The 13,777-nt window shown below is 65.5% G+C and carries 14 protein-coding genes; 9 read left to right on the top strand and 5 right to left on the bottom strand.

Annotated elements, in window-relative coordinates:
• Positions 1–76: 76 nt before the first annotated feature.
• The 4 genes from AAHK21_RS06985 (at position 77) to AAHK21_RS06970 (ending at position 5,373) form a co-directional block, all read left to right on the top strand.
• On the top strand, positions 77–1,396 hold the full coding sequence (locus tag AAHK21_RS06985) for an NAD(P)/FAD-dependent oxidoreductase (protein WP_367856833.1): 1,320 nt from the start codon (positions 77–79) through the stop codon (positions 1,394–1,396).
• 186 nt (positions 1,397–1,582) lie between these two features.
• Positions 1,583–2,911, top strand: a complete 1,329-nt coding sequence (locus tag AAHK21_RS06980) for an MFS transporter (protein WP_367856832.1) — start codon at positions 1,583–1,585, stop codon at positions 2,909–2,911.
• Positions 2,912–2,977: 66 nt separating this feature from the next.
• Entirely contained in the window at positions 2,978–3,880 is a 903-nt protein-coding gene (locus AAHK21_RS06975; RefSeq protein WP_367856831.1) for a dihydrodipicolinate synthase family protein, read from the top strand.
• A 2-nt stretch (positions 3,881–3,882) separates the two neighbouring features.
• Entirely contained in the window at positions 3,883–5,373 is a 1,491-nt protein-coding gene (locus AAHK21_RS06970; RefSeq protein WP_367856830.1) for an aldehyde dehydrogenase, read from the top strand.
• 170 nt (positions 5,374–5,543) lie between these two features.
• On the opposite strand, the gene AAHK21_RS06965 is transcribed toward AAHK21_RS06970, so the two are convergent.
• Together AAHK21_RS06965 and AAHK21_RS06960 are read right to left on the bottom strand one after the other, a co-directional pair.
• Positions 5,544–6,014, bottom strand: a complete 471-nt coding sequence (locus AAHK21_RS06965) for an RNA methyltransferase (protein ID WP_046856681.1) — start codon at positions 6,012–6,014, stop codon at positions 5,544–5,546.
• A gap of 73 nt (positions 6,015–6,087) precedes the next feature.
• Positions 6,088–6,453, bottom strand: coding sequence for a YajD family HNH nuclease (locus AAHK21_RS06960; protein ID WP_023632486.1), 366 nt, complete (start codon positions 6,451–6,453; stop codon positions 6,088–6,090).
• Between the two features lie 132 nt (positions 6,454–6,585).
• Here AAHK21_RS06960 and AAHK21_RS06955 point away from each other — a divergent pair, with 132 nt between their 5' ends.
• Positions 6,586–6,861, top strand: coding sequence for a hypothetical protein (locus AAHK21_RS06955; protein WP_160291270.1), 276 nt, complete (start codon positions 6,586–6,588; stop codon positions 6,859–6,861).
• On the opposite strand, the gene AAHK21_RS06950 is transcribed toward AAHK21_RS06955, so the two are convergent.
• Both AAHK21_RS06950 and AAHK21_RS06945 read right to left on the bottom strand, forming a co-directional pair.
• Complete coding sequence (locus AAHK21_RS06950) at positions 6,858–7,331, bottom strand: cyclic nucleotide-binding domain-containing protein (protein WP_046856679.1); 474 nt, start codon at positions 7,329–7,331, stop codon at positions 6,858–6,860. The two genes, AAHK21_RS06955 and AAHK21_RS06950, sit on opposite strands and share 4 nt — an antisense overlap.
• Before the next feature lie 85 nt (positions 7,332–7,416).
• The gene (locus AAHK21_RS06945) at positions 7,417–9,459 is read right to left on the bottom strand and encodes a S9 family peptidase (RefSeq protein WP_367856829.1); all 2,043 of its coding nucleotides are present in this window, start codon (positions 9,457–9,459) and stop codon (positions 7,417–7,419) included.
• Positions 9,460–9,585: 126 nt separating this feature from the next.
• Between AAHK21_RS06945 and AAHK21_RS06940 the strand changes: the two genes are divergently transcribed.
• Genes AAHK21_RS06940 through AAHK21_RS06930 form a run of 3 tightly spaced genes read left to right on the top strand, consistent with a single transcriptional unit; the run spans position 9,586 to position 11,416 of the window.
• A complete protein-coding gene (locus AAHK21_RS06940; protein WP_038705608.1) occupies positions 9,586–10,095 on the top strand; it encodes a hypothetical protein in 510 nt (169 codons plus the stop codon).
• Positions 10,096–10,111: 16 nt separating this feature from the next.
• Entirely contained in the window at positions 10,112–10,885 is a 774-nt protein-coding gene (locus AAHK21_RS06935) for a class II glutamine amidotransferase (protein WP_038705609.1), read from the top strand.
• Positions 10,886–10,894: 9 nt separating this feature from the next.
• A complete protein-coding gene (locus tag AAHK21_RS06930) occupies positions 10,895–11,416 on the top strand; it encodes a DUF2937 family protein (protein ID WP_023632562.1) in 522 nt (173 codons plus the stop codon).
• 24 nt (positions 11,417–11,440) lie between these two features.
• On the opposite strand, the gene AAHK21_RS06925 is transcribed toward AAHK21_RS06930, so the two are convergent.
• Positions 11,441–12,352: a LysR family transcriptional regulator gene (locus tag AAHK21_RS06925; RefSeq protein WP_046856677.1), complete on the bottom strand. Its 912-nt coding sequence runs from the start codon at positions 12,350–12,352 to the stop codon at positions 11,441–11,443.
• A gap of 129 nt (positions 12,353–12,481) precedes the next feature.
• On the opposite strand from AAHK21_RS06925, the gene AAHK21_RS06920 reads away from it, so the two are divergent.
• Positions 12,482–13,768 carry an MFS transporter gene (locus AAHK21_RS06920; protein ID WP_038705611.1) on the top strand — a complete coding sequence of 429 codons (1,287 nt, stop codon included), beginning with the start codon at positions 12,482–12,484 and terminating at the stop codon, positions 13,766–13,768.
• The last annotated feature ends 9 nt before the right edge of the window (positions 13,769–13,777 follow it).

Raw genomic sequence — 13,777 nt, 5'->3', positions numbered from 1 at the left:
CCCAATCTTCCGGCAGGAGGCCGGAACGGGCGGGCGTGATGAGGAACAGACCTAACAACAATATCTGGTTCCTGAAATGACAAAGATCACCTCGTTGCCCGCCGACGACAGTACCTGCGGCTGGTACCACCTGAGCAAGGGGCGCCGTACACGGGCGCCGCACGCCGGCCATACCACGGCGCGCTGGGTCATCGTCGGTGCCGGCTTCACCGGCCTTGCCGCCGCGCGGCAGCTGGCGCTGAACTTTCCCGAGCAGCAGATCGTGCTGCTGGAAGCCCAGGAGGTCGGCTTCGGCTCGTCCGGGCGCAACGCCGGGTTCGCCATCGACCTGCCCCATGACATCGGTGCCGACGACTACATCGGCGACATCGGCGTGGCGAGCAAGACGCTCAAGCTCAACCTCAGTGGCCAGGCGTTCCTCAAGGAGCTGGTGGAGCGCTTCCAGATCGACTGCCAGATGAAGCACTGCGGCAAGTACCAGGCCGCCGTCGAGCCACGCGGCGTCGCCGTGCTCGATGCCTACCGCCGGGGCCTGGACAAGCTCGGCCAGCCCTACGAGATGATCGAGGCAGGCGAGCTGCCCGAACACATCGGCACCACGTTCTACCGCAAGGCCCTGTTCACCCCGGGCACTTCGCTGGTGCAGCCCTCGGCGCTGGTCAAGGGGCTTGCCGACAGCCTGCCGGCCAATGTCACCCTGTACGAGCACACGCCGATTACCGAGGTCGAGTACGGCGCCAAGACCGTGCTGCGGCACGCCAACGGCTCGATCACCACCGACAAGCTGATCCTCACCACCAATGCCTTCGGCATGAGCTTCGGTTTCCTCAAGGGCCGCATGCTGCCGGTGTTCACCTATGCCAGCCTGACCCGCCCGATGACGCCCGAGGAACAGCTGCGCCTGGGCGGCAAGCCTTACTGGGGGCTGATCCCGGCCGATCCGTTCGGCACCACCGTGCGACGCACGCCGGACAATCGCCTGCTGATCCGCAACAGCTTCAGCTTCAACCCCGATGGCCGGGCCAACCGCAAGTACTTGGAGCGCTTCGCCGTACGCCATCGCGATGCGTTCGAGCGGCGCTTCCCGATGGTATCCGGCCTGCCGTTCGAGCATACCTGGGGTGGCGCGCTGGCGATGTCGCGCAACCACACGGGTTTTTTCGGCGAACTGTCGCCCAATGTCTATGGCGCCCTGTGCTGCAACGGCCTGGGCGTGACCCGCGGCACGGCCACCGGCAAGTTGCTGGCCGACTGGCTGGCGGGCGAACGCAATGAACTGATCGATTTTGTGCTGAATGCACCGGGCCCCTGCGCCAATCCACCGGCCGCGCTGGTGTCGTTGGGCCTTAACCTTAATCTCAAGTGGGGGCAATACCGCGCCGGGCAAGAAAGTTGATGTGATTTAAAGCGTTATTAACAACTTGATATTCGCTGGGCGTTGATTGCCCGGCCTGCGGTTTCTATTGCGTGCTGTTTGGGTTCGAAGTGCAACTTCGACCGTTCGGAGCTGAAATTGAATTTCGGTTTCGCGGGTTCGCTCGCCCTGAAAACGGCCTGCGTTTGATGATGGCAGGAGACAATAATGACAAATACCAATGTATCAATCGAAGACGTACCGCTTAATCGCTTTCATCAATTGCTCACCGTGCGTTCCGGCGGTGGCTCGTTCGTCGATGGCTATGTCCTGAGCATCATTGGCGTGGCCCTGGTGCAGATGTCTGCGGGCCTTTCGTTGAGCAGTTTCTGGCAGGGCATGATCGCCGCTTCGGCGTTGATCGGGATTTTCTTCGGCGGTTTTCTCGGTGGCTGGCTGACCGACCGCTTCGGGCGCAAACGGGTGTTCTTCGTCGGCCCCACCTTGTTCATCCTCGCCTCGCTCAGCCAGTTCTGGGTGGAGTCGGGGCTGGTGCTGTTCCTGCTGCGTTTCACGCTCGGTATCGCCGTGGGCATCGAATACCCCGTGGCCACTTCGCTGCTGGTGGAGTTCCTGCCCAGGAAGAACCGTGGCCCGCGCCTGGCCACCCTGACCATTCTCTGGTTCGCCGGTGCGGCCTTCGCCTACATCCTCGGCGACTTCCTCCTGCGTCAGGGCGGCGACGATGCCTGGCGCCTGGTGCTGGCCAGCCCGGCGCTGATCGGCGCGCTGCTGTTCCTGATCCGCCTGGGGACGCCGGAGTCGCCGCGCTGGCTGCTGAGCAAGGGCCGCGCAAGTGAAGCCGAGGCGGTGATCAAGAGCGTCTACGGCGACACCTTCTCCCTGCGCAACCTGCCCGAGGAGCCGGAGCAGAAGAAGCTGTCGTTCCTCAGCCTGCTGCATTCGGGCTATGGCAAACGCATGATGTTCGTCGCGGTGTTCTGGTCCTGCTCGGTGATCCCGGTATTCGCCGTGTACGCCTTCGCGCCGAAGGTGCTTGGCGCGCTCAACCTCAAGGGCGACTGGGCCTCGTTCGGCTCGGTGGCGATCACCTTGCTGTTCGTGGTCGGCTGCATCGTCGCCACGCGGCTGATCAACAGCATGGGCCGGCGCAGCATGCTGATCCACAGCTTCTTCTGGTCGGGGCTGGCGCTGCTGGGGCTGGGCGTGTTCCACGCCGCTTCCGAACTGCTGATCCTCGGCCTGTTCGGCGCCTACGCGCTGTTCATCGGCGGCACCCAGGTGCTGCAGCTGGTCTACCCCAACGAACTGTTCCCCACCGAGATCCGCGCCAACGCCGTGGGCGTCGGCACCTCGCTGTCGCGGGTTGGCGCTGCGATCGGTACCTGGCTGGTGCCGCTGGTGCTCGATGGCTATGGCATCGCCTTCACCATGTATGCGGCAGCCGCAGTCACTTTGCTCGGCTTGCTGGTGGCCTGGGCGCTGGCCCCGGAGACCCGAGCGCTCAACCTGCAGCAGGCAGCCGCCCTCAATTGATCCCTTGCACCGCGCCGGGCTTGCCCGACGCGGCCTGAAACCTTGTGTCCAATGGAGTACCTGATCGTGAAATTCGAAGGCATCTACACCCCGGCAATCACCCCCCTGGCCACTGACGGCTCGATCGACAAGGCGGCCTTCGCCGAGGTTCTCGAATACCTGGTCGAGGCCAAGATCCACGGTGTGATCATCGGCGGCTCCACCGGCGAATACTACGCCCATACCACCCAGGAGCGCGTCGAGCTGGCGGCCCAGGCCAAGGATGTGCTCAACGGTCGCCTGCCGCTGATCGTTGGCACCGGCGGCATCCGCACCGAGGACGCCGTGGCCTTCGCCAGGCACGCCAAGGAGATCAAGGCCGATGCGCTGCTGGTCGGCACACCGCCCTATGCGCTGCCGACTCAGCAGGAAATCGCCCTGCATGTAAAAGCGGTGGACGCCGCCGCCGGCCTGCCGGTCATGCTCTACAACTACCCCGGCCGCATGGGCGTGAGCATGGGCGATGAGTTCTTCGATGCGGTGGCCGATGTGCAGAACATCGTCGCCATCAAGGAAAGCTCCGGCGACATGGCCCAGTTGCACCGCCTGGCCATTCGGCGCCCGCACATCCAGCTGTCCTGCGGCTGGGACGACCAGGCCCTGGAGTTCTTTGCCTGGGGCGCGAAAAGCTGGGTCTGCGCCGGCTCCAACTTCATCCCCCGCGAGCATGTGGCGCTCTATGAGGCGTGCGTGCTGGAGAAAGACTTCGACAAGGCGCGCCGCATCATGGCGGCGATGATGCCGCTGATGGACTTCCTCGAAGGGGGCAAGTTCGTCCAGTCGATCAAGTATGGCTGTGCCCTCGACGGTTTGCGCAGCGGTGGCGTACGCAAGCCTTTGCAGGACCTCGACGGGGCCGAAAAGCAGGTACTCGAGCGGGTGGTCGGCGAACTCAAGCGCAATGTCGCGCAGATCACAGGAGGTGCCTGAACATGGCTGAATTGCTCAGCAAGGCCGAATACGCGGCCATCGCCGCGAAACTGCAACCGCGGACCCAGGCGTTCATCGACGGCGAGTTCCGCGATGCCGTCGCGGGTAATACCTTCGTCACCCGCAACCCGGCCACGGGCCAGTTGCTGGCCGAAGTGGCCGCCTGCGACGTGCAGGATGTGGACCTCGCGGTGGCGGCTGCCAAGCGTGTGTTCGAGGCCGGTACCTGGTCGAAGCGCCAGCCGGGCGAGCGCAAGCAGGTGCTGCTGAAGTTTGCCCAGTTGCTGGAGGACAACGCCCACGAACTGGCGGTACTGGAAAGCCTCGACAGCGGCAAACCGGTAAGCGAGTGCCAGAACGTCGATGTGCCGGAAACCATCCACACGATCCGCTGGCACGCCGAGCTGATCGACAAGCTCTACGACAACACCGCGCCCACCGGCAATGCCGCGGTGACCCTGGTGGTCCGCGAGGCCATCGGCGTGGTCGGCCTGGTGCTGCCGTGGAACTTCCCGCTGCTGATGCTGGCCTGGAAGATCGCCCCGTCGCTGGCCGCCGGGTGTTCGATCGTGGTCAAGCCGGCCAAGGAAACCACTCTCAGCGCGCTGCGCGTGGCCGAGCTGGCGCACCAGGCCGGGATTCCGGCTGGCGTGTTCAACCTGGTGCCGGGCGGTGGCCGTGAGGTGGGCGAGGCCATCGGCCGCCACATGGATATCCCGATGGTCAGCTTCACCGGTTCCACTGACACCGGCCGGCTGTTCCTCAAGTACGCCGCCGAGTCCAACCTCAAACGCATCGTGCTGGAGTTGGGTGGCAAGAACCCGGCGGTGGTGATGAACGACTGCGAGGACCTGGACGAGGTCGCGCAGTTCGTCACTGCCGGGGCGTTCTGGAACATGGGCGAGAACTGCTCGGCGTCGTCGCGGCTGATCGTGCATGAGGCGGTGAAGGACGAGTTGCTCGGCCTCATGGCCAAGCACCTGAAGGACTGGCAGCTGGGTGATCCGCTCGACCCGGAAAACCGCCTGGGCGCGATGGTCAGCAAAGCCCACTTCGAGAAGGTGCGTTCGTACCTGGAGTATGCCGCCGAGCATTCGCTCAAGGTGGTGCAGGGGGGCGAGACGCAGGAAGGTGTGTACGTGCAACCGACCATCGTCGACGGCGTGGCGCGGGACAGCCGCCTGTTCGTCGAGGAAATCTTCGGGCCGGTGCTCAGCGTGACCAGTTTCACGACCATCGACGAAGCCATCGAGCTGGCCAACGATACGGTCTACGGCCTCGCCGCGTCGGCCTACACCGGCAGCCTGCGCAATGCCTTGCGCCTGTCGCGGGAGATCCGCGCCGGGGTGGTCACGGTGAACTGCTTCGGCGAGGGCGATGCCTCGACGCCATTCGGCGGCTACAAGGAGTCCGGGTTTGGTGGCCGCGACAAATCGCAGTGGGCGCATGACCAGTACACGGAGCTGAAGACCATCTGGATCAACGCTACGTAAGCGTTAGCAGGATCGGCCTTATCGCCGGCAAGCCGGCTCCCACAGGTACTGCGCATGACATCTGGCCAAACTCGGACAGTGTGGGAGCCGGCTTGCCGGCGATGCGCCGCGTCAGCGGCGCCTATGGACAGGATGCTTGCATATGCATGCCCCAGGCGTTCATTCCTGCGTTACTTGAACTTGGGCCCCGACCGCGTATTCAACCCCTTGGCCATGCGGTCATACAGCACCACATTCACCGTCGCCGCCAGGTTCATGCAGCCCTGGGTCGGGATGTAGATGGTCTCTTCGCACCAACCGCGCACGTCTTCGCTCAGCGAGCCATCCTCAGGCCCGAAGATGTAGATCGCCCGGTCCGGGTGGGTGTATTCGGGCAGGGGGCGCGCACCGTCCACCAGTTCCACCGCCACCGGCGTGCAACCCAGGGGGATGATGCGCTGCAGGTCGTCGATGCCGATCAGCGGGATGTCGTAGTGCACGCGCTTGGTGTCGGTGACGAAATCCCGGGCGCGCTCATAGCGCTTGCCGGTGTAGAACACCGAATTGACCCCATAGCAGCCGGCCGCGCGCATCACCGAACCGACATTCTCGGCGGATTTGGGGTTGAACAGGCCGATGCAGCTGTACCGTTTGTTCGCCACGTGTCGGGGCCCTTCGCAAAAAAAGAGCGCAATTATACGGGCTTGCCGACACGGCGGGGGCGGGAATCGACGGTCAGTCCTTCTTCATCAGCGCGGCCAGGCCGGCGAACGGGTTGTGGGTGGCCACGGCGACTTTCGGCGTGCTCAGCGAACCTTCGCTGAAATACTGCTGGTCGGTGTAGCGGGCGTGCTCGTTGTCGTGGCAGTACAGGCACAGCAGTTCCCAGTTGGAGCCGTCCTGGGGGTTGTTGTCGTGGTTGTGGTCACGGTGATGCACGGTCAGTTCCGACAGGCGTTTGCCGGAGAACTCGCGGGTGCAGCGGCCGCAGACGTGGGGGTACATTTTCAGCGCCTTGTCGCGATAGCCCATTTCCTTGTCGCGCTTGGCGTCGGCGAGGATACGGTCGAGGCGGGCGGTGGCGTCGGAGGTGGAACTCATGGTGTTACCTTTTTTCTAATCAGGGCAATGACGGTTATGTCCTTGAGTCTAGCGCGCCAGTCGGGCGGGCGGACAGGCAAAAATGCGCCATTGGGCATAGCCTGTAGGAAGGTTTCTGACAGGAGGCGGCAGATGTTGCATGCGATCCTCGCCGCATTGTTGCTTGGCACAGTGCCATTGGCCGACGCTGCAGGTCAGCAGCGGCCGCTCACGACCGTCCCGGGGGCACCGGGGACGCCGACGCCGACACCCTACCCGCAGATCACCCCGAGCACGCCGCCCAAGGCCGGCGCCAACCGGCCCGGCGCGCCGCTGCTGCCGCCCATGCCGGTGCCGGGGCCGCCGAAGGACCAACCGTTGCCGGGGTTGAACCAGGATTCGCCAAAACCGCCGCCTAAACGCGATTAGACCTGCTGTGCCAGGCGCTGGCCATCCTGCATCCGCAGGCGCCGTGAAAGCGCGACGGCCAGGGCGCGAATGATGCGGGCGGCAATGCGCGGCGCGTCGGCGAGCATCTTCTCCAGCGAATCCTTGCCCAGGGTCAGCAACTGGCAGTCGCTGGCGGCCACACAGGTGGCCGAGCGGCGCTCGCCGTCGAGCACGGCCATTTCGCCGAAGGCTCGGCCCTTGCGCAGGGTGGCGATTTCCACCTCGGTGCCGTTGCCGTCGGTCTTGCGCACCGAGACCACGCCTCGGTGGAGGATGCACATGAAGGTGCCGGCGTCGCCTTCACTGAACAGGGTCTGGCCTTCGCTCACGGCGGTGAGGCTGAAATAGCCTGCGGCGGTGACGAAATCGCTGGGCTGCAGGGTGTCGAACAGACCGCAGTCCATGAGCATGTCGCGGATTTCGGCGTTCAGGTGCTGGGTGTCGGGCATGTGTTGTTCTTCTTCGCATGTCTGGAAAGCGCCGCGTGCGCACAATCAGTGGCCGTGGCGCTTGTGAGACAACGAAATTCGCGTTTTACGCCACGCCCAGCTCATTGAAGACGAACGCATACTCCAACGCCACGTCGCGCAGCCCCTGGTAGCGGCCGCTCATACCGCCGTGGCCGGCGCCCATCTCGGTCTTGAGCAGCAGCAGGTTGGCGTCGGTCTTGCTCGTGCGCAGGCGCGCCACCCACTTGGCCGCCTCCCAGTACTGCACTCGGCTGTCGTTGTAGCCGGCGATCACCAGCATGGCCGGGTAGGCCTGGGCCCTGACGTTCTCGTACGGCGCGTAGGCCTTGATCCGCGCATACACCTCGGGGTCTTCCGGGTTGCCCCATTCGTCGTACTCGGTAACGGTCAGCGGCAGCTCGGGGTCGAGCATGGTGTTGAGCACATCGACAAACGGCACTTCGGCGATGGCGCAGCGGAACAGCTCGGGGCGCAGGTTGAGCACCGCGCCCATCAGCAGGCCGCCGGCACTGCCGCCACTGATGGCCAGGCGTTCGCGGCTGGTCACGCCTTCGGCGATCAGGTGTTCGGCGCAGGCGATGAAGTCGTCGAAGCTGTTGTGCTTGTGTTCCTGCTTGCCGGCCCGGTACCAGGCTTCACCCAGCTCGCCACCACCGCGCACATGGGCGATGGCGAAGGCCACACCTCGCTCCAGCAGGCTCAGGCGGGCATGGGAGAACCACGGGTCGAGGCTCTCGCCGTAGGCACCATAGCCGTAGAGGTAGAGCGGCACCGTCTTGCCTTCGTCGGCGCGACGGCGCACCAGGCTGATCGGTACCCGGGTGCCGTCCTTGGCCACCGCCCACAGGCGCTGGCTGATGTAGTCGTCGGCGTCGAAGGCGCCGAGCACCGGGGTCTGCTTGAGTACCTGCTGGGCGCCTGTGGCCAGCTCCAGCTGACGCACCTGGGCCGGGCGGTTGAGGGCTTCGTAGCGCAGGCGGATGCGCGAGCTGGCGAATTCCAGGCTGTCCTGCACGTAGAGGCTGTAGGCGGCGTCCGGCAGTTCGACGCGGTAGGCCGGCAGGCCTTGCGGGCGCACTTCGATGATTGGCAGGCCGCCTTCGCGCAGGCTCAGGGACAGTGCCGAGGCATTGAGGCTGACGCCTTCGAGCATGATGTCGTCGCGGTGCGGCACCAGCACCTGCCATTGCGCGCGGGCCGGCACGCTGTCTGCCGGCGCATGGAACAGGGCGAAGTTGATACCGTCCTGGTTGCTGCGGATGAACCAGCGCCATTGACCGTCGAGCTGGCCATGGTCGGGGAAGTACTCATGGCCTTCGACCCGTGGCGCCAGGCAGGTGAAGTCGGCGTGCGGCGTGGCCGCATCGAGCACCCAGGCTTCGCTGGTGGTTTTGCTGTTGAGCAGCAGCACCAGTTGGCGTTCGGAGCTGGCGCGGTAGCAGTGCAGGAAGAAACGTCCGTCGGGCTCTTCGAATACGCTGGTGGCCGCGGCCTCGCCCAGGGTGTGGCGGCGCAGGCGCCAGGGGCGGTGGGTGTCATCCAGCTCGGCGAAGAACAGCGTCTGGCTGTCGTTGGCCCAGGTCATGCTTCCGTCGCAGTCGTCGAAGGGCAGGGCGCTCAGCGCGCCGCTGGCCAGGTCCTTGACGTACAGGGTGTAGACCTCGTCGCCGCTGGTATCCAGGCTGTAGGCCAGCAGGCGATGGTCGGGGCTGATGCTGAAGGCGCCGAGGGAGAGGAAACCGCCGTTCGCCAGCGCATTGGGGTCGAGCAGCAGTTCCTCGCGGCTTTCATCGACCGTATTGCTGTCGTCGGCCGGGCGCGGGCAGCGGTAGTGGCGCGGGTACTCGTCGCCGGCGGTGGTGCGGGTGTAGTAGAGGTACGGACCCCAGGGCGAGGGCAGCGACAGGTCGGTCTCGAGGATGCGGCTCTTGATCTCTTCGAACAGTTGCTCGCGCAGCGGCGCCTGGCCGGCGAGGCAGGCTTCCTGGTAGGCGTTTTCCTCGGCCAGGTAGGCCAGCACCTCGGGCGTGTCGCGGTCCTGCAGCCAGGCGTAGGGGTCGTTGCCGTCGGCTTGATGGGCGATAGGGGCGGGAAGGGTCAGGGGCATGGGTGATCTCATCGATGATGGGCCCCTCGCGAAGGGGCCACTGCGGGTCGCATGCGGTGCGGGGGCAGCCTGCGCCGGTAAAAGTGTTTATCATAGGCGTCTCTTTGCCTGGCTTGCACCAACACCATGACCGAACACGACTATACGCTGGCCTGGGGCCTGTACGCCGTTGCCGCCCTGGGCTGCCTGCTGGTGGGCTTCAAGCTGACCGGCTGGATGTGGCGCTGGCTGCGCGAGCCGCTGCGGGTGATCATCGCCGTGCTGCTGTTCGCCCCGACCATCGTCGACCCGGTCAAGGAAAGCTTCGCCCCGGCCATCGCCATCACCGCGCTGGACCTCGCCTTCAAGGTCGGCAACAACGCCTGGCGCGCAGCCTCGGACCTTGCCATGTACGGGATGATCGCCTTTGCCCTGTACTTCGTCTTCGTGCTGATCCGCTGGCCGCTGGAAAAGCGTGCCCGCGAACGCCGCGCCCAGCGCGAGGCCGCCGCCCAGCGCCAGGCCAAGGAAGAGGAGGAGGTCGTGGCCGATGCGTCCCTGGCCGCCAATCGTCACGACCGCTACCGCGACGATCCGCCACCGGCCCCCGTGCGCCGCTCCGGCCCCGGGCAGGGCCGCGTCGAACCCCGTCTGTAAGCCAGGAGCCGCGAACATGTGCGAACTGCTGGGCATGAGCGCCAACGTCCCCACCGATATCGTCTTCAGCTTCACCGGCCTGATGCAGCGCGGCGGGCGCACGGGCCCGCACCGCGATGGCTGGGGCATCGGTTTCTACGAGGGGCGCGGCCTGCGCCTGTTCCAGGACCCGGCGGCGAGCAGCGAGTCGGAAGTGGCCAACCTGGTGCAGCGCTACCCGATCAAGAGCGAAGTGGTCATCGGTCATATCCGCCAGGCCAACGTCGGCAAGGTCTGCCTGTCCAACACCCACCCGTTCGTGCGCGAGCTGTGGGGCCGCAACTGGTGCTTCGCGCACAACGGCCAGCTGGGTGACTTCGCCGGCCAGCGCACGTTCTACCGACCAATTGGCGACACCGACAGCGAGGCCGCCTTCTGCGACCTGCTCAATCGTATCCGCGAGGCCTTTCCCGAGCCGGTGGAAGCCGAGCAGCTGCTGCCGGTCCTGGTCGAGGCCTGCGCCGAGTACCGCGGCAAGGGCGTGTTCAACTGCCTGCTCAGCGATGGCGACTGGCTGTTCTGCTTCTGCTCGACCAAACTGGTGCACATCACCCGCCGCGCACCGTTCGGTGCGGCGCGGCTGAAGGATGTCGACCTGATCGTCGACTTCCACACGCAAACCACCCCCAACGACGTGGTCACGGTGATCGCCACCGAGGCCCTGACCGAGAACGAGACCTGGAACCGCTACGAGCCGGGTCAGTGGGGTCTGTGGCGCCATGGCGAGTGCGTCGCCCACGGCCAGAGCTAAGGAAGCTCCATGTTCAGAAGTTACCTGCGTTTGCTGTTGTTCACCTTCGGCCTGCTGGCCGGTCTCCAGGTGCCGGGGCTGGTCAAGGACTACAGCCAGCGCGTCGAGGCGCACCTGCTCGAGTCGCGCCAGGCCCTGGACGGCTTCCGCCAGACCGCGCAGCGCTTCTTCAACGGCGACCTGCAGGCGCTGGTGCGGCATTACCGCAGCAGCGACGATCCGGTGTTCAACAGCGATGCCAACAGCATCGAAAGCCTGCTGATCCGCAACCAGGCGCTGGAGCATGAATGGCAGGCCCTGCAAGGCTCGTGGGTGAGCCGTACCTGGCATGTGCTGGTGCAGCCGGAGCCGACGCTGCGCGAAGAGACTCTCAAGGGCTACAGCTACCAGATCCTGCTGGTGCCCGAGGCTATCGGCTGGGGGATCGGCAGCGGGTTCGTGCTGGCGTTCGTGGTCGAGAGCCTGTTGCTGGTGATTGGCTGGGTGATCCTCGGTGGGCGGCGCAAGGTGGTGAAGGAAAGCTGGCGGTGATGCTGTTGCTGCCCTGATCGTCGTTCAGACCAACACGATCCGCTGCCCGCCCACATCCCGCGCGTAGCGCTCCAGCACTTGCCGGCACACGTCGACGATCTCGTCCACCAACGCCACGCCGGTCTGCCAGGCCACCACCAGCTCCAGGCTCGGTGGTGGCTGCAAGCCGTCCAGCAACACCAGCTCGCCCCGGCTCAATTCGCCATCCACCAGTGCCGGTGGCAGCGCGCCGATGCCGAAACCGTCGCGCAGCAGGCGGGTGATCGCCGCCACCGAGTTCACGCAGTTCAGGCGTGGCGCCTCGGCCCCGGCTGCCTGCAACAGGCTGAGCACCTCCTGGTGCGGTCGGGAATTTTTCGAGAAGGTGACGATGCGTTCGCGGGCCAGCTCCGCCAACGAGGCGTAGGTGCGGTGGTGCGGGGAGCCGGCGGCGACGATCCAGCCCATCGGGTAGCGCGCCAGGTCCTGGCTGCGGATCGACTGTTCGCGCAGCAGGTCGGTCTGCAGGATCACGTCGAGAAAACCCTTCTGCAACTGCTCGCGCAGGTTCAGCGCGGTATCGGCTACCAGCTCGATCTCCACCTGCGGGTAGCGCTCGCCCAGCTCCGCCACCAGCGCGCTCATCCAGGTATGGATGACCGTGTCCATGACCCCCAGGCGAATGCGCCCGGTCTTGGCCCGGTCGCTGTCCAGCGACTGCTTCATGGCCTTGGCGGTGTCGAGCATGCGTTCGGCATATTCCAGCACTTTGGCGCCCTCGGGCGTCAGGCTGACCCCGCGCGAATCGCGCAGCAGCAGTTTCACGCCCAGGTCGGCCTCCAGCGCGGCGATGCGGCTGGACACCGAGGCCTGGGTGGTGAACAGCTTCTCGGCGGTGAGGCGGAAGCTCTTGAGCCGGGCGACCCAGACGAAGGTTTCGAGGAAACGAAGGTTCATGATCAGTTTTTCTTGTTCCAGACCGGCGGATTTTCTCATTGGACGTGCCGGGCGCGGCCTCTGAACATGGTGCCCAGGCCGCGACGCCCGACGTCGCCCATAGAACAATACCAACAAGCCGAGGCAACCATGAACCCGACCGGCGTGCAGCAGCAGGCCCCCGCCCGAACCTCGAGCGGCCCTTTCGCCTGGTACCGCGACATCGATTCCCAGCAACGACGCACCTTCTGGAGCTGCAAGATCGGCTACGGCCTGGACGGCATGGACACCCAGATGCTGAGCTTCGTCATCCCCACGCTGATCATGCTGTGGGGCATCAGCACCGCCGAGGCCGGGCTGATCCATACCAGCACGCTGATCGCCTCGGCCCTGGGCGGCTGGATCGCCGGTATCCTCTCCGATCGCATCGGCCGTGTGCGCACCCTGCAACTGACGGTGCTGTGGTTCGCATTTTTCACCTTCCTCTGCGGTTTCGCCCAGAGCTATGAGCAGCTGTTGATCGCCCGTACCCTGATGGGCTTCGGTTTCGGTGGCGAATGGACCGCCGGCGCGGTGCTGATCGGCGAGGTGATCCGTGCCCAGGACCGCGGCAAGGCGGTGGGCATGGTGCAGTCGGGCTGGGCCATCGGCTGGGGCCTGACCGCCATCCTCTACGCGCTGCTGTTCTCCTGGCTGCCGGCCGAGCAGGCCTGGCGCGCGCTGTTCCTGCTCGGGTTGCTGCCGGCGATCTTCGTGATCTTCGTGCGGCGCCTGGTCAAGGACCCGGAGGTCTACCGCGAGGCCAAGGCGGCCGAGACGGTCGCGGCGCCTTCGCATTTCTACGAGATCTTCGCCCCCGGCATGTTGTGGACCACGATCCGCGCCTCGCTGCTCACCACTGGTGCCCTGGGCGGCTACTACGCCATCACCTCGTGGCTGCCGACCTTCCTCAAGAACGAGCGCGGCCTGAGCGTGCTGGGCACCGGCGGCTACCTGGCGATGGTCATCGTCGGCTCCTACATCGGCTATGTGGTCAGTGCCTACCTCTGCGACCTGCTGGGGCGGCGGAAGAACTTCATCCTGTTCGCCGTGGGCTCGTTCGTCATCGTCCTGCTCTACACACAGCTGCCGGTCAGCGACAACGTGATGCTGTGGCTGGGCTTCCCGTTGGGCTTCTTCGCCTCGGGCATCTTCAGCGGCATGGGGTCGTTCCTCACCGAGCTGTTCCCCACCCGCATCCGTGGCTCGGGGCAGGGCTTCTGCTACAACATCGGCAAGGTCATCGCGGCCATGTTCCCGCTGCTGATCGGCCTGCTCGGCGAGAAAGTGCCGTTGGGCCTGGGGATTGGCGCCTTTGCCGCAGTGTCCTACGGTGTGGTGATCCTGGCCGCGCTGAGCCTGCCGGAAACCCGCGGCAAAGCGCTCCAGGCGCGCTAAGGTAGGCAC

The organism is Pseudomonas sp. TE50-2 (genome assembly GCF_040813665.1).
Lineage (GTDB): Bacteria > Pseudomonadota > Gammaproteobacteria > Pseudomonadales > Pseudomonadaceae > Aquipseudomonas > Aquipseudomonas soli.
Note: the sequence above shows the minus strand (reverse complement) of the source record. Positions and strands in the feature narration are given on the sequence as shown.

What these genes read in the sequence shown, in the direction of transcription:
- AAHK21_RS06945 (WP_367856829.1), bottom strand. Translation starts at nt 9,459, where the DNA reads ATGCCCCTGACCCTTCCCGCCCCTATCGCCCATCAAGCCGACGGCAAC.
- AAHK21_RS06925 (WP_046856677.1), bottom strand. Translation starts at nt 12,352, where the DNA reads ATGAACCTTCGTTTCCTCGAAACCTTCGTCTGGGTCGCCCGGCTCAAG.
- AAHK21_RS06940 (WP_038705608.1), top strand. Translation starts at nt 9,586, where the DNA reads ATGACCGAACACGACTATACGCTGGCCTGGGGCCTGTACGCCGTTGCC.
- AAHK21_RS06970 (WP_367856830.1), top strand. Translation starts at nt 3,883, where the DNA reads ATGGCTGAATTGCTCAGCAAGGCCGAATACGCGGCCATCGCCGCGAAA.
- AAHK21_RS06960 (WP_023632486.1), bottom strand. Translation starts at nt 6,453, where the DNA reads ATGAGTTCCACCTCCGACGCCACCGCCCGCCTCGACCGTATCCTCGCC.
- AAHK21_RS06985 (WP_367856833.1), top strand. Translation starts at nt 77, where the DNA reads ATGACAAAGATCACCTCGTTGCCCGCCGACGACAGTACCTGCGGCTGG.
- AAHK21_RS06955 (WP_160291270.1), top strand. Translation starts at nt 6,586, where the DNA reads ATGTTGCATGCGATCCTCGCCGCATTGTTGCTTGGCACAGTGCCATTG.
- AAHK21_RS06950 (WP_046856679.1), bottom strand. Translation starts at nt 7,331, where the DNA reads ATGCCCGACACCCAGCACCTGAACGCCGAAATCCGCGACATGCTCATG.
- AAHK21_RS06930 (WP_023632562.1), top strand. Translation starts at nt 10,895, where the DNA reads ATGTTCAGAAGTTACCTGCGTTTGCTGTTGTTCACCTTCGGCCTGCTG.
- AAHK21_RS06935 (WP_038705609.1), top strand. Translation starts at nt 10,112, where the DNA reads ATGTGCGAACTGCTGGGCATGAGCGCCAACGTCCCCACCGATATCGTC.
- AAHK21_RS06980 (WP_367856832.1), top strand. Translation starts at nt 1,583, where the DNA reads ATGACAAATACCAATGTATCAATCGAAGACGTACCGCTTAATCGCTTT.
- AAHK21_RS06920 (WP_038705611.1), top strand. Translation starts at nt 12,482, where the DNA reads ATGAACCCGACCGGCGTGCAGCAGCAGGCCCCCGCCCGAACCTCGAGC.